The following is a 19,941-nucleotide window of genomic DNA, read 5'->3' as shown; positions in this document are numbered from 1 at the left end:
ATACAAGATAGAGGAAGAAGAGTCATATTGGAGGCTGCTAGTACTCTATTATACGCACTCGGGCACGTGAGAGGGCATATTGCCCTCGCGTGGCAGCAAGAGCTGGCTGGGAGGTAGTATAGATGCGCTTAGTGTGGCGTGTGATGCGGTTAGCAATGACGATTTTGGTCGTAGGTATATTATCTAGCCTATTAACGGTTGGAACAACAGCGATCGTAGTCGATCGATATATTCAGACTGCCCTGGATAGTTTCCATATCCCAATAGAACGGAAGCCGCTGACATTGACCTCTATGTGGGGTGTTCTGCTTGGCTCCGATGTACAAACGGCTAGTCAATCAAATAATAAGTCTACAGGAACGAGTCAGAATGGGATAATGGGAAATAGCGGGAACCATACAGAACGAACCACTACTAATAGTCAGGGATCGGGATCGAATGGGAATGGGCAGGGAGCGACTGAGATTAATGGCGGAGGAACGACAGGTTCCCCATCTGCTGAGGGAAATGAAGGCGAGAGCGGATCAACTCCAACGCCTGATGGCGCTTTGCCGGTAATGGGGGGCATAACATCTGGTCAGGAATCGAAGGGACGGGAGGCAATAATAGTGCCACCTGACGCGATAGCGAAGAGCAAGGAAGAGTTGTCGAAGGAGAAGAAGGATCAAATCTTTGCAACCTTGATGAAGAAGCTCCCGCAAGAGGATTGGCAGCGCATCTCTACCTTAATGGAGGGAGGATTAACTTCCAGTGAGGTTATGGAAGTCGAACAGATTCTCGCGAAGCATCTGAATGACGAGGAATATAAGGAGATGCGGGAGTGGATGGTGGGAGAATCGAAGACGAAGGATACTGCCAGCACTACGGATGGTTCAAATGCGAAGGAAAGCAAGACAGAAAGCACGGGAACACCGTAGTCTGATTCATAGGCTTCACGAAGAACATATTTGTGAGAACATATGCTGAATAAACCGATTAAAAGGATTGCATAATAAACGCGAAAGTGGCCATCTCCTCAGGAGAGCACATTTTCGCGTTTTTGTTTTGAAGAACGTCCAAAAAATGACGAATTCGGTCAAGTTGCAATGTACTTTCGACCTATGGTACATTAAAAAAAGATGACAAAACGTTAACTTTTGTAAATTTTCATAGAAAAAGATCACATTACGTATGAGAATATAGGCATTGTATTCGCAAAGGAGACCATCATGGTACGTTTCAACGGAAATCGTCGGGAGGAAAAGGAACAAATGAATGATCGCAACCGATGGCAACAATGGACGGCTGCATGGCGGGAACGGTTGACGAGGAATCCTGCAACCCGATGGATGACAAAGAGAAAAAGAACGATTGTATTCGCAATAAGTGGCATGGCATTGGCTGCATCTGCAGTATGGGGAGGCATTACCTATGTACAAGCCAATACGATACCTTTTTATCACGTATACCATAAGAATGAACTGGTGGGCACGGTGTCTGCTCTAGAAGAAGTCGAGCAATATTATGCAGCTCGGCTCCAGAAGGAACAGGCTAAGTATCCGAACGCCCATATGAAGATAAATCGAGAGGGAATTCGAACGATTGAGGATTCTGGATTCAAGGCGAAGCCGACAACGGAAGCAACGTTAGCGAAGCTTGATCAATTGACGCCTGCTTATGCAGAGGGTGTAGAGCTGAAGATCAACGGCGCGACAGTCGGATATGTGAATGACGAGGCTACGGCCGAGAAAATATTGAAGCAGGTAAAGGCGAAGTACACTCCATCTGCATCGAACAAAGGGAATGCGAAGGAAGTGCGCGTATTAGCTGCGCCTATGCGCTCTGCGAAGGCCACGAAAGCCGTATCACGCTTGGAATCTGTTAGTTTCCGCGAGCGTGTCAGCACGGAAAATGCCAATATTAGCCCAGACCAAATGATGACGCAGGATGAGGCGATTAGCAAGCTGACGACAGGCCTCACGAATAAGCTCCAATATATTGTGAGGGCAGGAGATACCGTTTCGTCAATTGCAAATAAGATGAATGTCTCTATGGATGCGATCTACCATAACAACCCGACTGTCGGGGAGGAACGTCTGCAGGATGGACAAATTCTTAATTTGACGGATACGAAGCCGCTTATTACCGTGAAGACGGTTGAAGCTTATAGCGAGTATTTGGTGACTGAACCGCAGAAGATGATCAAGGAAGATCCGAATATGCGCTCTGGGGAGTCCAAGGTTGTCCGCAAGGGCAAACAAGGATTAAAGCGCATGTCTTATCGCCTGGTGAAGGACAACGGCAAGCTATCCCACGAGGAATGGATTGAGCAAGAGGTTGTCGAGCCTGCCATTCCGGAGATTGTCATTCGCGGTACGAAGGTCGTGCGCGGCGAAGGGACAGGCTCCTTCGATTGGCCTGTGAACAGTGCAACCTTGACAAGCGGATTCGGCAAGCGCTGGGGCCGCATGCACAAGGGGATCGACATGGTATCCTCGGATCGTTCGATTATGGCTGCTGATGAAGGCGTCGTACTGTTTGCGGGTGTGAAGAACGGGTATGGCAATTGCATCATCGTCAACCATCGCAATGGGTACAAAACCTTGTACGGCCACCTAAGCAAAATTAATATCAATGCCGGCGATATTGTGGAGAAGGGTCAAGATATTGGCGTAATGGGCAATACGGGCGATTCCACAGGTACGCATTTGCATTTCGAAATTATTAAAAATGACGAAGTGCAGAATCCTCTTAAATACTTATAAACGCAAGCTAGACGGGACGAATCGGATGTCCCGTCTTTTTTATATTTAGATTGCCGCGTAATGCCGTCTTCTCCAACGTTTGGGTTCGGGATGTAGAGACAATTATGGTAAAATAGAGTGACATAAGGACTGGCTGCATGCAGAACGGAATTTGTGACTGTATTAGTACGTGGTAGGAAATGTGAAGGTAGAGGGAGAGGTGCGGATTCGTGTACGGCAAAATTCTCGTTGTAGATGATGAACAACCGATTGCAGATATTTTAAAGTTTAATTTGGAGAAGGAAGGCTACGAGGTCATCTGCGCCTTCGATGGGGGAGCTGCCGTTGATTTGGCAATATCGGAGAAGCCGGATCTTATGCTTCTTGACTTGATGCTGCCCGTGAAGGACGGGATGGATGTGTGCCGTGAGGTACGTCAGCATTTGCATATGCCTATTATTATGCTGACGGCGAAGGACACAGAGCTTGATAAGGTATTAGGCTTGGAATTGGGGGCCGATGACTATGTGACGAAGCCGTTCAGCACGAGAGAGCTGCTGGCTCGGGTTAAGGCTCACTTGCGGCGCCAAAACAAAATCTCTACTCCAGATCCAGAAGAGGATGCTGCGACATCTGCCGCAGAGAAGCAGGGCATGAAGCTGCATGAACTGCTCATTGATACGGACATGTATGTAGTCTATAAGAACGGAGCTATGCTGGATTTGACGCATCGGGAGTATGAACTGCTGTTCTACTTGGTGCGCAATGCTGGCAAGGTCATGACACGCGAACACCTGCTGCAGGCAGTGTGGGGATATGAGTATTTCGGAGATGTACGCACGGTGGATGTAACGATACGCCGCCTGCGCGAGAAGATTGAGGATGATCCGAGCAAGCCGGAATATATCATTACACGGCGCGGATTGGGATATATGATGCGCAATCCGCGGAGTGGAGGATTCTAGTGAAGCGGGGGCTAGGTCGATTTTTTCGCACCATTCAGGCGAAGCTGATTATTATTTATGTTCTGCTTATCTTAATTGCGATGCAGCTCATCGGTGTCTACTTCGTCAGTTCGATGAAGCATACGCAGACGACCAACTTTACGAAGGAGCTGCAGAACACAGCAGAGCTCATGTCTATTTACGCGGGTCAGACGCTGAAGGGCGATGAGACGCTTGATGATGAGCAGACGCTGGAGGCGCTCAATAAGTTCGTACGCAGCTTCATCAATATGAATGGCGTGGAAATACAGGTTTTGGACGTAACCGGGAAGGTATTGACGACATCTGTGCCTACTCATATGGAATATGTAGGGCGTAAAAATACTGAGACAGTAGTGAATCGGGCCCTGCAGGGCATGCGTGATAACCAAGAGGTTATCATTGATGAGGACAATGTGCGCAAGCAGGTGCTGGCGAAGCCCGTCTACTCCAATGGGAAGCTCGTAGGGGCCCTATACATTGTCGCATCAATGAAGGAGCTGTACGCTACAATTGAGGGGATCAATCGGATTTTCCTCTCGGGGATGGCGATTGCACTTGGGTTAACGGCCGTACTGGGTGTCATTCTGGCCCATACCATTACACAACCGATCAAGGAGATAACGAAGCAAGCAACGAAGGTGGCGGAAGGGAACTTCGCAGGACAAGTTCCTGTCATGGGCACCGATGAGATCGGTCAGTTGAGTGAGGCATTCAATTATATGACGAGGCGCTTGCAGGAAGCGCTGAATGCGAATGAGGAAGAGAAGGAGAAGCTGGCATCCATCTTGACAAATATGAGTGACGGCGTTGTCGCGACCGATGAACAAGGTCAGGTTATTCTCGTCAACAGACGGGCGTGCAAGCTGCTAAGTATCAAGCAAGGCGAGGTAGAGGGCAGTCCCATGTCCGAGGTGCTTCGTGTGCCGCAGGAACAGATCGATGAGATGGTGAACGGCAAGCTGAACTGGATGCTGCTTCCTCGAACAGAAGAACATGAGGGTGATGAAGATAGCGAGACAATCCTGCGCATATCCTTCACCCCGGTTCATCGCCGTGGGGAAGGTATGACAGGATCAATTGTCGTGCTGCAGGATGTGACGGAGCAGGAGAAGCTGGAGCAGTCTCGCCGCGAGTTCGTAGCCAACGTGTCACATGAGCTGCGGACGCCGCTGACGACGATTAAGAGCTATGTTGAGGCATTAGGCGACGGCGCGCTGGAAGAGCCGCAGCTTGCAGGGCGCTTCGTTGGCGTTATACAGAACGAGACGGAGCGCATGATTCGTCTCGTTACGGATTTGCTGCATCTGTCGCGCCTTGATTCGAAGCAGGCGAAGCTGCGCAAGCAGGTGACGGATATGACGGAGATGCTGGAGGATGTCATCGACCGATTCTCCTTCCAGTTCCGCAATAAGGGAATTGCTGCATCAGTTGTCATTGATCCGGACATTGGCAAGGGAGGCTTAGTGATGATCGATCGGGATCAGATCGATCAATTGCTGGATAACCTTGTGTCCAATGCGGTGAAGTATACGCCAGACGGCGGAGAGGTGAAGCTGGTTGCGGTTCTGGATTCTTCTCGCAGCATGCTTCATGTATCAGTGCAGGATAATGGGCTGGGCATTCCACAGAAGGATTTGGAACGAATATTTGAACGATTCTATCGGGTAGATAAGGCTCGTTCGCGCAATATGGGCGGTACGGGACTAGGCTTGTCCATTGCCCGGGAAATTGTGAGAACGCATGGTGGGGATATATGGATTGAGTCGGAATGGGGCGCAGGTACGCAAATTACCTTCTCGCTTCCGTTGACATCAATGAAGGCGGAAGGGAGTGAGGCAAGCGAATGGTAGAGCGATTTAAGACGATGCTGCTAACATTTCTTGTGCTGTTAAGCTTGCTGCAGAGCTTCTTCCTTGCCTATAGCATGCCGAACTTCGATGTACGCAAAAAGTCGACCAGTGACTACATTACGACCGATCCGCTCGGGCCTGAGGAGAAGGTAGAGAATCTAATCTTCCCGGAACAGCTGGTTCTTCACCTCGGAGGAAATAAGCATACCATTCTATATCCAGGCATGACGTTCTATAACATTATTGTGAAGCGGCTGCAGGGACGCTCGTATGATGGGTTCCAATACCGCTCGCTTTCTGCGGTGGATTGGAATCGAATACGCGAGGAGAATGAGGGAGTGGAACTGCTTTTCCACGCGCCTATCCCAGTGAAACTGCTGCAGAAGGTGTTTCCGATCGGTGATGATTCTGCGCTTATGAATGAGAGTATTCGTCGAATATGGCTGTATACGACGAAGGATACGAAGGAAGTCCGCGTCTTCTTCTTCAATGCGAAGGGGGACGCTGTCTATGAATCGACCCGAGCAGACTTGACCGAGCAGGATGTGAAGCAGCAGGTCGAATTCGGGCGATCCTGGACGCCTTATAAGTTGGTTAACGGATCATATTATGTTCCAGAACAGCCGATTGAACTGCTTGAGGTTACGCTTCCTTATGATCGAATTACGGCAGAGCAGATGCAGCGCAGCTTGTTCAATGATCCTACCGTTACGAAAAATATAGAGACTGGGAATTCGGAAATTTATACCGACGTTAAGCGCGGCTTGGAAGTGAATCGGGGCCTGCAATGGCTTATCTACTCCGATCCTGTCGTGCAGACGGAAGGGCAGCAGGATATTGTTTCTGATGTCACGGCAGCAGTCCGCTTCATTAACCAGCATGGAGGCTGGAATGGCAGATATCGTGTCACCTTGCCGGACAATGAGAAGAGGGATGTGCTGAACGGAGCAACCAGTGGATTAGGGACAGCCTTTCGATTCCAGCAATATTGGGGCTCTTACCCGATTGTCAATACAAGTCGCTTCCGGTTCGGGTATATGCAGGTTACGATGCAAGAGGGCACGGTTACGAGTTATGAGCGTTCTCTTGTACAACTTCATCAGCGTGCAGAGAAGAAGGAAATGCGCCAACTGGTGGTTGGAGATGCCTTACTTCAAAAATTGAATGCACTCAGTCAGAAGAAGCCAATCGTAGGGATTGACCCGGTATACATCCCTGAGTTAGGGAAGGAGACGGTTCGTCTGCTGCCTGCATGGCAGGTAAAGTACAAGGATGGGTCCACCGCATTGCTTGATGGGTCTGTTAAGAAATGAACGTAAGATCGTATCTCAGAAGGGAGGAGTCAAATGGATTGGGGTCGGGCGAAGAATATATTGATCTATGCTTTTCTGCTGCTCAATATTGTGCTGGGCTATCAGCTCTGGCAAGAGGTACGCGACCAAATGCATTCCGAGCTGGATTGGACCTCCCTGTCTGATGCGGCGAAGAAGATGATGGAAGTAAAAAAGATTCAAGTTACAGCCAAGATTCCTTCAGAGACACCCGCCTTACGTGAAATCACGTACCGATTCGTGAAGCGGGGCGATCAGATGGAACCGCTCAAGCAGCCGCAGGATACGAAGATCGTATTCATGGAGAATGATTTGATCAAGTCCCTGCAAGGGGATATTCCTCATATTGAGATGTACCGATATGACCCGTTGACAGGTAGAAATGGAACATTCGTCTTGTATCAGCGGCTGCCTAATGGCCTGCCGATATTCGAAGTGACATTGGAGCTGGCACACAGCCAGCAGAAGATTAAGGGGTTCCGGCAGCAGTATGTAGAGTTGATTGAAGCTAAGGAGAGCAAGGAGCAGAAGATCTTGCCGGCTTCTCAAGCATTGGAGCATGTGATCTTGAGCGCCTTAATGTCAGGGGCCGTCGTCAAGGATGTACAGCTTGGCTACCATGGTCAAATATTCGATGCGGCCAATACACAGGTGGCAGCGCCGTCTTGGCGCATCCTCTTGGAAAATGATGAAGTGTATTATGTGAATGCGATAAGTGGAGCAATTGATACTCCGCAAGAAGGAAAGAAGGAGAACGATAGATGAGTATGCGATTTTCAGTACTGTCGAGTGGATCAACAGGCAATGCAACGGTCATTCAGAATGAAGACGCAACTGTGATGATCGATGTTGGTCTAAGCTGCAAGCGGACAGAGCAGCTCCTGGAGGAACAGGGGCTCTCGGGCAAGCAGATTGACGCCATATTCGTCACGCATGAGCATTCTGATCACATTAAGGGCCTTGGAGCCTTCTCACGAAAGCACAACGTGCCGATCTATGCCAACGAGAACACATGGGAAGCACTAGAGAAGCATGTGGGTGAAATTGCAGACGAAAATCGGATTGTCATGCAAACGGGGGAAGCGCGCGATTTCGGGGATCTGCGCATAGAATCATACGGTATCTCTCATGATGCTGCCGAGCCGGTGGGTTATAAGTTCTATGAAGGCGAGACAAAGCTGAGTGTGACAACGGATTTAGGTTATATGAGCGATAAGGTTCGAGATGAGATTATCGATTCGGATGTGCTTGTGCTGGAATCGAACCATGATACGGAGATGCTTCGTATGGGGCGGTATCCATGGAATATTAAGCGACGGATTCTAGGAGATATGGGGCACTTGTCCAATGATGCGGCAGGCGAGGCGCTGTGTGAGATTGCTACGGGTAATACCCGCCGCGTATACTTGGCGCATTTAAGCCGGGATCATAATATGATGGATCTCGCCCGCATGACGGTGAAGGGAGTCATGGAAGACAACGGCCATTTTTACAAAGAGAGTGAACTGCAATTAAAAGATACGTATTATGACAAGCCTACGGCATGGGATACGGTTCATGCGAAGTCTGTGGTTCGTCTGTAAGCCATCTATCCAGATCGTTGGCCTTCTGGGAGATATCTTCCTGCGTAATCAAGCCTTTCTCCACGAGAAGCTCCATGAGGGTGGATAAAGCCAAGGTGAGACGGTATTGATCTTCTTTCATATCAGCTAGTTGTCCGACTAGGTCGATGTCCGACCAGATTGTGCTTGAAGTCGTCATAAATCTAGTTCTCCTTTCTATTAGGGGAGGGAGATTGTTTCTCTCAATTCCCTGTTTGTATGATAGAATATGTACAAGCTTGCAAATCTATTACATTTCTTTTACATGACAAGCTCATAGTGTGCATTAATATATAGTGTTGACGATTTTCAGCCATATCATTCCGTGGTGTAATGATGCTGCGAAGGCAGTGGTTCAACCCGTGGATCGATCCCGGTTGGAGGGTTGAGGGGAGTTGTTCGGATGAGCTTGTTTGATGATGATTTTTTCTCGACAAAGGTATCTGGCAAGGTAAAGCGCAGATGGCAGGAGCGAGAGACAGGAACGGGATGGACACTGGGCAAGACAACTCAATCCGGCCGCAGGTGGTCCATCGTCCAAGTGGCTATTGTGAGCTCGGTGATTAGTGCCTTGTCAGCCGTTATTTTATATAGCTGGATTGTGGGAACAGGTTCAGTCACACAGCCTGTGACCATTAACCGAACGGGGACGGTTGATCCCTATGATCGTATTGTGACTGTAGCCGATAAGGTTGGCCCTGCGGTGGTCAGCATTGTCAATGAGCAGAAGCGAGTGGCAGCAGAGGCTGATGAAGAGAAGGACACGAATCTAGGATCAGGGGTCATCATTAAGCGCGATGACGGCAAAGCGTTCATCCTGACGAATGAGCATGTCGTACAGGGGGCGGATAAGCTAGAGGTGGTGCTCTCGAACGGGCAGCGCAAAAATGCAGAACTCATTGGCAAGGATCGGGTAATGGATATTGCCGTTCTTCTTATTGATGATGCAGGCGTATCCACGGTGGCGGAGATTGGCGATTCACGCCGTCTGCGTCTCGGGGAAACCGTCGTTGCGATTGGCAATCCGCTTGGCCTAGGCGGGTCACTGACAGCTGGCATCGTCAGTTATACGAATCGACTTATCCCGGTATCCTTGAACCAGGATGGTGTATATGATTGGGAGCAGAGGGTTATTCAGACGGATGCGGCAATTAATGAGGGCAACAGCGGCGGCGCACTTGTGAACTTACAGGGGCAGGTTATTGGCATCAATACGATGAAGATCGCGACGACTGGCGTTGAGGGTCTCGGATTTGCGATTCCTACGAATGAAGTGATGACCGTAGTAGACGAGATTATGAAGAATGGCAAGGTTATTCGGCCTTATCTAGGTGTATATACGGTCGATCTGACGAATCCTTATGCTCCGATTACCGATGAGCAGCGCAATGATCTGAAGCTTCCTCAAGACGTGAAGAACGGAGTTATTGTACTGGAGGCTACGGGGCCGGCGAAGAAGGCAGGACTGAAGCTGAATGATGTAATTGTCCGCTTCGACAATGAAACGATCGGTCAGACCCGAGATCTGCGCAAATATTTATATGAGAAGAAGAAGGTCGGCGAGACGATGGAAGTTCACTTCTATCGCGAGGGCAAGCTGATGATGACGACTGTGCAGCTTGAGGATAAGCCGCAGCAGGCCGGATAAACTAAGTGATATCCAAAGATGGGAAAATCAAATGTCTTCACCCGTACCGGGCCTATTTATGTTATGATGGACGTAATAAGACAGCAAGATAAGCGAGAAAGAGGGAACGACATGTACGTAGTCTGTAAAGAGCATGTAGAATTGGCAATTGACAATTTTGTAGATGAGTTCGAAGATGCCCCCGACGTTGTCGATCTGGATGGCGTTGAATTCAGTGATTGGGAACGGCCAATCAAGTGCTGTATGGATTGCGAGCAAGAGGCGAAGTTTCTAGTCGTGTAATCTTGTCGTAGGATGAATGATCCTGTCCGTTTCATGAAGGTTCGGGCACAATCGTTCATACACTTCAATTGCGTGTATAGAACAAGGGCACACCCCCGAGGTGGGGATGCGCCCTTGTTTTTTTGCGTTGTTCCATATGGATCAAATGAAGCTCGTTATTAATTGATATTCAGCTTATCCTTCACCTTAGTAGGAAGCTCATCCTTGCTTACTTCTTCGTAGGCGGTTACACGATCCGTATCTTTTACATATACGCGTAAAAACGCATGCTCTTTAAATTTGCGGTTTTCCCCTGTTTTCATAAAGGTGAGCTTCAGCTCATTGCCTTTCTCATCGAATGCGGGTAGGGTATACTCCCCATTGTCATTAGGATCGCCAACGGTTTGGACATAATATTGCTGCTTGCCGTTTCGATTGTAGTCACAGCCGACAAGAATGCTTGCAAACAATGTGATGACTGCGAATAAAGCAATTAGTCTCTTCATGATGCAGATACCTCCGAGTTTACGTAGTTCTAGCATTTATCATAACAGCAACAAAGAACAGGACAAATCGATTTACCCAACACAGCCTTACAGTTCTGTCATGTGGCAAGTGAAGGAAAAGCGAGTGAATAGGGGAGCATCGAACAACTTATGAACAAGCTGCGCAGGGTTGGTGATAACGTGGATGAATATGTGGATAAGGGGCGTTTGGGTAGCAAAATACAATTATCCACATGTGGATAGTGGAAAACGATAAATAATCGGGATACCGACAGATTCGTCTGTCGTAAATTGAATATGCACAGTAAGTCTTATACATAATTAGGTATGATTTTTACACACGATGAGGAAATTCATTCTTGCAAAAACTAATATGATTAGTTAATATATAATTAACATTAGTTAGAGAGGAATGGTCATCCATGCGTATGCGTAAGCAAGGTCATATTATTCAACTGTCTTTCCTGCCACGCTTGTTTCCTGTGAATTGTTATTTCGTTGAAGAGGAAAATGAGCTGACATTAGTAGATGCTGCTCTTCCTTATAGTGCTGCTCGTATTTTGAAGGCGGCTAAGCAAATTGGAAAGCCAATTACACGTATCTTGCTTACTCATGCACATGGTGATCATATCGGAGCATTGGATGCCTTGAAGCAGGAGCTTCCTCATGCGAAGGTGATGATTTCAGCGCGTGATGCCAAGCTGCTGCAGGGGAACTGCTCATTGGAAGATGGTGAGGCAGCAACGCCTATTCGTGGAGATGTGCCGAAGGAAGGGGCAATTCGTACGAAGCCGGATGTTCTACTTCAAGACGGTCAGATGGTGGGATCTCTGCGTGCCGTGCTTGCACCAGGCCACACACCAGGCATGATGGCCTTCTATGATACGAGAGATGGTGCGCTGATTGCTGGCGATGCTTTTCAAATTCGAGGAGGAATCGCAGTATCAGGGATGCTTAAGCCGCTGTTCCCATTCCCAGCTATGGCGACTTGGAATAACGAGGCTGCGCTGGCAAGCGCAATCAAGTTGAGGGCGTTACAGCCTACTCTGCTCGCAGTAGGACATGGAGTGATGCTTATGAAGCCGACATCTCAAATGGATTGTGCCATTCAGGAAGCAGAACGGAAGTGGGGAGCGGTATCTATGAACGGCAGCGCTGTGAAGTAGAATGGACGAAGTGAAGTGGCCAATGAAGCACGATGTTGAGAGAAACATAGATGAAAATAAAAGTTTCGATTGGTAGTGGTGTTTTATCGAACTACTTACAAACGGATGCAAGTCACCTATAGGAAAACGGTTACAAGCGTTCTGTCAATGAGATAGGGCGCTTTTTTGTGTCTAAAAGGTGTCGTTTCTTGCAAATTCATTTTACTGGAAGTATAATAGCAAGAATGAGTGACCGAAATTCACATTTAGTTCTGTAGTTCTAGAACCTGTTCGTAATCGCCTCTTTGCAGAAAGGAGGAATCCGTATGATCGTAGATCGAAGAACGAGGATTATAGAGGCAGCAACACAGTCATTTTCATTATATGGTTATAAAGGCAGTACAATGGATCAGATAGCGAGACTTGCACATGTGGGCAAGGGGACGATTTATCGTTTTTTCCCAACAAAAGAAGAGCTGTTGGAAGCCATTATGAATAGATTCATTCAAGACATACTGGAAGTTGCACAGTCATCCGTTCAGCCAGAGAGAACCTTCACAGAGAACTTGCACCGTACTCTGCACAATGTGTTGGAATTCCGCTCAAAGCATGAGATGATGGTTATTCTCTCATACGAGATGCGGGAGATGGGGACCGAGATTGTGATGTCTGAGATGAGCAAGGTGGAAGACGCACTTCAGCACTTTGTGAAAGAGCAGGTAGAACTAGCTATTGATTCAGGCGAGCTGCAGAGTTGTGATGCTGAGCTGACTGCTTTCCTATTTATTAAGACTTACGCAGCGCTTGTAGTGGAATGGCCGAAGCGTGCGAAGGCTATCCATCAGGATCAAATTCCTCATTTGCTTGAATTTTATTTGCTGAATGGGGCAGCTCAGAAGGGGATTGCTAGAATTGGATAACGCATTACATATTATAAGTAGAACGGTGGTGGCAGTGGGATGAAGAACATCTTACACATTTATAAAACGGATCTTCGCAACATTATTACAAATCCTGCTGCAATTATTGTTATTTTAGCAGTAGTGATCCTGCCCTCCCTATATGCATGGTTCAACATTCTCCCGTCATGGGATCCGTACTCCAATACGAAGGATGTATCGGTTGCGGTTGCGAACTTGGATAAGGGTGCCAAGGTAGAAGGCAAGGATCTTGATGTTGGGGCAAAGGTTATTGAACAGTTAAAGGAAAATGAGAAGTTAGGTTGGAGATTTGTTACGAAGGATGAGGCAATCAATGGGGTCAATCATGGCGATTATTATGCAGCCATTGTTATCCCAGAGGATTTCTCTGAGAAGATCTCATCCGTCATCTCGGATCATCCAGAGAAGGCACAGCTTGATTATTATATTAATGAAAAGATAAATGCGATCTCGCCGAAGGTTGCGGGGGCAGGAGCCTCGACGCTGGTGTCGAACATTAGCAGCAACTTCGTAGAGACAGCGAACAAAGCGATATTCGATATTTTCAATGATGTTGGCCTTAAGCTTGAAACGAATGAGCCGGACATTAAGAAGCTTAGAGATAACATCTTCAAATTGGAGGAGAAGCTGCCGGAGATCGAGAAGCTGATGAAGACAGGCCAAGTTGATATCATCAAGGCGAAGGACTTCATTAGCAAGGCAGAGTCTGCCATCCGTGTCATCAAGCGCTACGAGAACCGACCGGATTCGGTAATTACAGATGCGGAGAATATGCTCGATAAGGGCAGTGATTCCTTCCATAAGGAAGTGCCGGTTGTCAAAGACAATCTGCGGAAGCTTCAGGGTGTCGCAACGGATACATCGAAGGTCGTGGAGAATATCATGAACTCCGACTTCGATCTTGGCAAGGTAGAGACAGAGCTGGCCAAGAAGAGTGTCGAAGTGGAGTCTGGGATGAATTCCTTGCAGCGCCTCATTACGACGGTTGAAGATGTAGATCGGAATTTGAAGAATAATGGTCTATTTGATAATGTGCTCACGTCCTTGAATGACGCGAAGCGGGGCGCGGAGGATCTGAAGACGCGTCTGGATGAAGCACAAAAAACCGTAGAGTCTGCGAAGTCGATTGCAGATGATAAGCTGAGGGATATTCGCAATAAGGCAATCGAAGTCAACTCGATTTTGGATAAAGCGAGAACAAGCTTGAATTCACAGGTTGCGCCGACGGTAGCGAAGGCATTCGATGATGCAGAACGATTAGGAAAGACGTATCGAGAGTATCTCGGTCAGCTGCAGGAGAAAGTTGATCGCGTCAACAAGCTTATTCAGGGCAGTGCGACGGATGCTTCATTAACCGACAAGCTGAATGCAGCTGTCGAGGATATGACGAATCAGTTGAAGCTCACATTAGGCTCCTTAGAGAAGTACAAGGATCAGCTGAACAAGCTGGCTCAAGTGACAGGCATAGATACTGATCTGTTGATTGCTCAATTGAAGGGCATGGAGACGAAGCTCACACTGCTGCAGGATCGCTTGGCTGGCGGCAAGCAGATTGGCGCAGAAGCGGCAGCAAGAGCAAGTGAGCTCGTTGCTCAGCTCGTTAGCGATTATGATAATGGAATTAAACCGCGATTCCATACGATCCGCGGAGATATGCAAGCATTGAATCGCGATGCTCTGAAGATGATCGATAAGATGCAGGACAGCACTCGCAATGTCATTGATATGACAGATAAGATCATGAACCGCAATACGGCGGATAAGGTAATCGATCAAATCAATAATGCACAAAAGCACATCAGTAACGGTCAGAATATTGCAGATAAGCTTATCACCTCTACTGAGAAAATGAAGCAAACGGTGGATGATGGTGCCATTACAGACATCGCCGATAGTATGTATAAGGTAAAAGGGAAACTGGCAGATTTGTCGGATATGCTGAAGCGTGCGAGTGAAGCGGCTGGCAAAGCGAATCAACCGACGAAAGATGCGCTGCAGAAGATATATGATTCTTCGAAGGATACGAGCGCGTCCATTGATAAAGTAATCGGGAAGATCGATTCGGATGTTGTACCTGCCTTCGACAAGGGTGTCAAAGATTCTCGCAAAGGCTTGGATTTCATCAAGAACGTGAAAAAAGAAATGTTCTCAATGATTCCAGAGGTCGAGACCCAGCTGGCTGATATGAAGGGCAAGATTCACACGGGGGAAGATGGACTGGATGAATTCAGTGACAAATTCCCAGAAATCAAAAAGAAAGTAAAAGATATTGCATCCAAAATCCGTGAATTCGAAGAAAAAGGTGATCTGGATCAAGTCATTGACTTGCTTCGTAAGGATGCGGCTAAGGAAAGCAAGTTCTTCGCGGAGCCGGTATTGCTTAATCAGCATGAACTGTTCCCTGTACCGAATTACGGTTCAGCGATGTCACCGTTCTTCTCGACATTGGCATTGTGGGTCGGCGGCTTGCTGCTCATCTCCATGCTGATTGTAGACATCGAGAATAAGCATGACTACAAGAGCTACCAAGTGTACTTTGGACGCTGGCTGACCTTCGTGACGATTGGTATATGTCAGAGTATGATCGTGACACTGGGGGACATGTTCCTGCTCAAAACCTATGTCGTGCACAAGTTCTGGTTCTTCGCGTTCGGGATTTTCATCAGTATCATATTCGTCAGCATCGTCTATACGTTGGTATCGGTATTCGGTAATGTAGGCAAGGCGTTGTCCATTGTATTGCTTGTGTTCCAATTGGCGGCCTCTGGTGGTACATTCCCGATTCAAATGACGCCGAAGTTCTTCCAGAAGCTGAATCCGTTCCTGCCGTTCACACATGCGATAGGCATTATGCGTGAGGCAGTCGGGGGAATTCTATGGGATGTTGTGACGAAGCATGTACTTATCCTATTGATCTATATCGGAATTGCTTTTGTACTTGGTATAGGCTTGAAGAAGACAATTAATAAGAACAGCGATAAGTTCTTGAAGAAAGCGAAGGAAAGTAAGCTGTTGTAGGTGTAGATTGTAGATTTGCAGGCGAATAGTCTTGTAGTAGAACAGTAAGAGGTTTTATTAGGGTAAATGGTAAATAGTCGTATTATGCAATCATCATATAGATTATATAAAAATCGCTGCCTGGGTTATCAGGCAGCGATTTTGTTATTGTTACGGATGTTGTCCAGAGCGAGGAGGCTGCTGATCCTGTTTTATGTAGTGACTCCCTCCGCCTGAAGACCCTTTGGAATCCGTTTCTCTCGGAACATCGTGAAATAACAGATGGATGAGGTTACGTACAGGACACCGGTAATGCTGAAGGTTAGCGCATAGCCCCAATAGTAACCGTAAGTGGTGACCAGATACGATTGTACGGTTCCCATACTCGCCCAGCCAAGCATGAAGGCGGTCTGTGTTAAGGAGTTGGCAATTCCACGACGTGAATCCGAGATACGGTCAACCATGACTGCTGATTGAATCGGATTCGCCGCATTCATAAGCGCTTGCCGGAACAGGAAGCTCACGATGGCAATGGAGATTGCATTTGTAAATCCAGTAAGCAGCAAGAAGGGGAGGGACAGCATCTGGAACACGACGATTGCAGGCACCTGTCCGATCCGCTTCACCAGTGTTGGTCCAATGAGCATGGAGATAATCGTCATGATCTGCCCAAGTGAGATCAGGAAGCCGACAGCGGTAATAGAAGCGTTAAATCGATTCGTGAAATATAAATTCAAGTAAGGCACAACGAGTCCTGAGCCTAAGCCTACAAGCAGCTGACAGAAGGTGAGGCGGCGGATATCGCGCCATTCTGCAGCCGGTTGAGGCATCGGGGATGTCTCAGCTTGTACAGGAGCTTCTACTGAAGCCGCTGCCTGTGCTGGTTTCCTATCCTCAGCCTCTATTTCTACCCTAAGAACGTCCTGCTTGCGAACCTCCTTAACGGCGAGCAACGGCAGAAAGGCGGCTAATGTAGCCGTTCCCCCTAGCATCAACACCGTCTGCAAGCTAGCAACCTTGCTCCATCCGACGGATTGAAGTATGTCGGCCAATGCGCCGCCCCCCATGCTGCCGAGCACCTGAGCGGCTAAGCCTAGAGCAAAGTGGTAGCTGAAGAGCTGTAGTCGCTGTTCTTTCTGCGCATTTTCTGCAAGGAATGGGACTGCGATGACTTGGAATGCCGAAGCGACAAGTCCTGAGAAGATCGCGAGCATGTTCAAGCTCATCACAGATTCAACATAGGCGCGTCCAATGAATCCTATTCCTGTCAGCAGTGCGCCGAAAATGAGAACCTTCTTCCGGCTCGTGCGATCCCCTAAAAAGCCGATTGGAACAAACATCAAAGCCGTTGCAAGAGATTGCAGGCTGATGAGTGTCCCATTCATATCATCATTATATCCGAGTGATTGAATATACAAATTATAAAGCACCATGAACATGCCACCGCCCACTTGGAAGCATAAGTTGGCGACAAAAAACAGCTTAATGTTCCGATCCCATTGCTTCACGTCTGTCCATACTTGTTGATATAAGCGCATGAGCGTTCCCCCGATTGTCCATGTTGGCATCTTCCATTGTATCATGGTTCGATGAACAAGGAAGGGGGTGAAATGTTCGATTTAGGACTCACGGGGAGCTTAATTGTACTGCTACCGCTAATATGGTTAAAGGGTTATTGGCGACCATTCTGATTGTACTGGTCGTTGGATTACAGTTGGATATGCACTAGTGGATCAGCTTGCTCTCTTTCGCCTTGCGCACGAACTTGGCACTAGAGCGATTCAGTGGTGTTTTTAACAACAAACCAATAACGAGCGTGATCGCAATATAGACACACATCATGAGCAGGTCGCGCTGCACCACATCCCACAGAATCCCACCAACTGCCTCACGCATCATGCTAATGCCGTAGGTAAAAGGCAAATACGGATGAATCGCTTGGAAAAACGGCGGCGTTACTTGAATCGGGAAGGTACCCCCAGATCCCGCCAACTGGAGGACAAGCAGCACGATGGCCAGCGCCTTGCCCACGTTGCCGAAAACAGATACGAGCGTATATACTATTAGCATAAATACGCCGCTAAGCAGCATGCCGAAGATGACGAACCAGAATGGATTCAACACATATGCCTTCAGCAGGTAACAATCGCCTAAGGTCACAAGTAAAGACTGCAGCAGGGAAATCGTTACAAAGGTGAGATAGCGGCCGAAATATACTTGATAATCCTTATACGCTGCGCCTTCCTCATGTACCTCCACCGTCAGAAGCGACACCAGGAGCAGGGCGCCGACCCATAAAGATAATGTAGTGAAGAATGGTGACATGGCCGAACCATAGTTCGGTATTGGAAACAGTTTATGTTCTTTCAACACGACGGGCTCGGCGAAGAACTCACTCTCTTTCTCGAAGTTATTTCTCAGCAAATCAATAATCTCGTTGATATCACCGCGTGCCTCCAGTTCGCGAATCCGATCTGCAATGTTAGTTAGTTTGGACTGCGCTTCAGGCAGACTTTGCTGTATCTTCTTAATTTCTTCACTGCCGACTGTAATTAGCTTAGCTGCATCGTTCAGGATCGTCTTCACGTCAGGCATATGCTTCACCGCATCCTGAAGGACGGTTTGGGCATTGCCTACGGTACGCTTGGCTGTCTGGATGCCCTGAACGATATTTGGCTTAATCTCATCATCATATCGATTCAGTATGCTGCCGGTGGCATCCGCTGTTTCCTTGGAAATCCGACTCAATTGATTAATCAGGTCTGCCGATACTTGTTCACCGCGCTCCACCGCGCCTGAGATCTGTCGAACAATCGCTAACTGTCGCTCCAGCTTGTCACGTATGGATTGCAGACGGCCTATGGTGCTGCTGAAGCGATCGCCTGGGACAAGCCCGTTGAGCCGATTGAACCAGTTGTTCAGACCATTCACAAGGGTGACGGCCGTATCCAGCCGTCCTTCTGCACGGTTAAGTGCCTCCTTCACGATAGAAGGATCACTGCCCGCATCCTGCAGAATGGAGGTCAGGTCTTGGATAGCCAGTGCTGTCTGATGGATGGAGTTAAGATCCTGCTTGATAAAGGGAGAAATCGTATCAATCCCTTGCTCGCTGTAATTAAGCAGATCGGCGACGCTGCGAGAAAAGCGGGCGCCTTCCTCGGCAACTTGGGATACCAGTGGAAGATTGCGCTGGGCCGAAGCGACAATGTCATTTGCTTTTGCCGTATCGCGAAGTGCCACATCGACCACATGTATGAGTTCGGGGAATCCTTTCTCCAGCTTGAAGACAAGGTTCTTGACCTTCTCAATGGTGGGCAGCTCATTCTTTAGCTCTATGCCTACTTCATTAAATATTTTGAAAATGGTGCGGTTCGCTTCACGAACGAAGTTGGAGCTAACTTGCTGGATGACGCCCGAGGCTCCCTTGCCCGTAATTTTAGGCGAGATGGCATTGATCTTCTCATTTACATAATAGACGATCTCGGCCTTCTGGGGATTGTCAGTCAGTACGGTACCGATACGCGCAGAGAAATCGGCTGGAATGATGATGGCGGCATACACTTGTCCGCGCTCGGCACGGCGCAGTGCTTCTTTTTCATCCATGAATGTCCAGCCGATGGCCTCGTTTGTCTTTAACGATTCGATGATTTGTTTGCCAATGTTAATCGGCTTATCGAGGAGTGTATCGCCGGTATCGTTATTGGCGACAGCAATGGATATCCCCTTGGTGTTGCTGTACGGATCCCAGGATGCCAGGATATTGAACCATGCATATAGGGATGGCAGGGCGATAAGGCCAGTGATGACAATGGCGGCAGCCCAGTTGCTCGTAATGCGTTTCAAATCAGTTACATACAGGTTGATGAAGGATTTCATAGAAGGCTGTTCTCCCGTTCATTTCTAAAATTGACAGCATTGCTATCATTGTGCGTAGTTCGGGCAGGAAACATGC

General features: G+C 48.0%; 16 protein-coding genes. 12 read left to right on the top strand and 4 right to left on the bottom strand.

The window, feature by feature from the left end:
• The first annotated feature begins 122 nt into the window (after positions 1-122).
• From RQP50_RS21115 to RQP50_RS21085, 7 genes are all read left to right on the top strand, one after another.
• Complete coding sequence (locus tag RQP50_RS21115; RefSeq protein WP_315746658.1) at positions 123-917, top strand: spore coat protein; 795 nt, start codon at positions 123-125, stop codon at positions 915-917.
• 291 nt (positions 918-1,208) lie between these two features.
• Positions 1,209-2,744 (top strand): peptidoglycan DD-metalloendopeptidase family protein, encoded by a 1,536-nt coding sequence (locus tag RQP50_RS21110; RefSeq protein WP_315746657.1) that lies wholly within the window; start codon positions 1,209-1,211, stop codon positions 2,742-2,744.
• 209 nt (positions 2,745-2,953) lie between these two features.
• The gene (gene yycF / locus RQP50_RS21105; RefSeq protein ID WP_315746656.1) at positions 2,954-3,688 is read left to right on the top strand and encodes a response regulator YycF; all 735 of its coding nucleotides are present in this window, start codon (positions 2,954-2,956) and stop codon (positions 3,686-3,688) included.
• A gap of 80 nt (positions 3,689-3,768) precedes the next feature.
• Positions 3,769-5,559 carry a cell wall metabolism sensor histidine kinase WalK gene (walK, locus tag RQP50_RS21100; RefSeq protein ID WP_394358424.1) on the top strand — a complete coding sequence of 597 codons (1,791 nt, stop codon included), beginning with the start codon at positions 3,769-3,771 and terminating at the stop codon, positions 5,557-5,559.
• The gene (locus RQP50_RS21095; protein WP_315746654.1) at positions 5,553-6,872 is read left to right on the top strand and encodes a YycH family regulatory protein; all 1,320 of its coding nucleotides are present in this window, start codon (positions 5,553-5,555) and stop codon (positions 6,870-6,872) included. Before walK ends, RQP50_RS21095 begins: the two co-directional genes overlap by 7 nt.
• A 33-nt stretch (positions 6,873-6,905) precedes the next feature.
• Positions 6,906-7,655, top strand: coding sequence for a two-component system regulatory protein YycI (gene yycI / locus RQP50_RS21090; RefSeq protein ID WP_028533239.1), 750 nt, complete (start codon positions 6,906-6,908; stop codon positions 7,653-7,655).
• The gene (locus RQP50_RS21085; protein ID WP_021257524.1) at positions 7,652-8,473 is read left to right on the top strand and encodes an MBL fold metallo-hydrolase; all 822 of its coding nucleotides are present in this window, start codon (positions 7,652-7,654) and stop codon (positions 8,471-8,473) included. Before yycI ends, RQP50_RS21085 begins: the two co-directional genes overlap by 4 nt.
• Here the strand turns inward: RQP50_RS21085 and RQP50_RS21080 are convergent.
• Complete coding sequence (locus tag RQP50_RS21080) at positions 8,427-8,651, bottom strand: hypothetical protein (RefSeq protein ID WP_065291076.1); 225 nt, start codon at positions 8,649-8,651, stop codon at positions 8,427-8,429. The genes RQP50_RS21085 and RQP50_RS21080 overlap by 47 nt on opposite strands.
• A 243-nt stretch (positions 8,652-8,894) precedes the next feature.
• Between RQP50_RS21080 and RQP50_RS21075 the strand changes: the two genes are divergently transcribed.
• Together RQP50_RS21075 and RQP50_RS21070 are read left to right on the top strand one after the other, a co-directional pair.
• Positions 8,895-10,139 carry a S1C family serine protease gene (locus RQP50_RS21075; RefSeq protein ID WP_315746652.1) on the top strand — a complete coding sequence of 415 codons (1,245 nt, stop codon included), beginning with the start codon at positions 8,895-8,897 and terminating at the stop codon, positions 10,137-10,139.
• A gap of 111 nt (positions 10,140-10,250) precedes the next feature.
• The gene (locus tag RQP50_RS21070) at positions 10,251-10,421 is read left to right on the top strand and encodes a CxxH/CxxC protein (protein WP_005545397.1); all 171 of its coding nucleotides are present in this window, start codon (positions 10,251-10,253) and stop codon (positions 10,419-10,421) included.
• A gap of 158 nt (positions 10,422-10,579) precedes the next feature.
• Here the strand turns inward: RQP50_RS21070 and RQP50_RS21065 are convergent, their stop codons facing one another.
• Positions 10,580-10,906: a YxeA family protein gene (locus RQP50_RS21065; protein WP_315746649.1), complete on the bottom strand. Its 327-nt coding sequence runs from the start codon at positions 10,904-10,906 to the stop codon at positions 10,580-10,582.
• A gap of 422 nt (positions 10,907-11,328) precedes the next feature.
• Here RQP50_RS21065 and RQP50_RS21060 point away from each other — a divergent pair, with 422 nt between their 5' ends.
• From RQP50_RS21060 to RQP50_RS21050, 3 genes are all read left to right on the top strand, one after another.
• Positions 11,329-12,072: an MBL fold metallo-hydrolase gene (locus tag RQP50_RS21060; RefSeq protein ID WP_315746648.1), complete on the top strand. Its 744-nt coding sequence runs from the start codon at positions 11,329-11,331 to the stop codon at positions 12,070-12,072.
• 305 nt (positions 12,073-12,377) lie between these two features.
• Positions 12,378-12,971 (top strand): TetR/AcrR family transcriptional regulator, encoded by a 594-nt coding sequence (locus RQP50_RS21055; protein WP_315746646.1) that lies wholly within the window; start codon positions 12,378-12,380, stop codon positions 12,969-12,971.
• Between the two features lie 39 nt (positions 12,972-13,010).
• Entirely contained in the window at positions 13,011-16,010 is a 3,000-nt protein-coding gene (locus RQP50_RS21050; RefSeq protein ID WP_315746645.1) for a YhgE/Pip domain-containing protein, read from the top strand.
• Positions 16,011-16,201: 191 nt separating this feature from the next.
• Here the strand turns inward: RQP50_RS21050 and RQP50_RS21045 are convergent, their stop codons facing one another.
• Positions 16,202-17,527, bottom strand: a complete 1,326-nt coding sequence (locus RQP50_RS21045) for an MFS transporter (protein ID WP_072730937.1) — start codon at positions 17,525-17,527, stop codon at positions 16,202-16,204.
• Positions 17,528-17,714: 187 nt separating this feature from the next.
• Positions 17,715-19,865 (bottom strand): YhgE/Pip domain-containing protein, encoded by a 2,151-nt coding sequence (locus RQP50_RS21040; protein WP_072730938.1) that lies wholly within the window; start codon positions 19,863-19,865, stop codon positions 17,715-17,717.
• Between the last annotated feature and the right edge of the window lie 76 nt (positions 19,866-19,941).

It is taken from the genome of Paenibacillus suaedae, from assembly GCF_032337355.1.
GTDB lineage: Bacteria > Bacillota > Bacilli > Paenibacillales > Paenibacillaceae > Paenibacillus_B > Paenibacillus_B suaedae.
The sequence above is the reverse complement of the archived record's forward strand: the minus strand, read 5'-3'. Positions and strand labels throughout refer to the sequence as shown.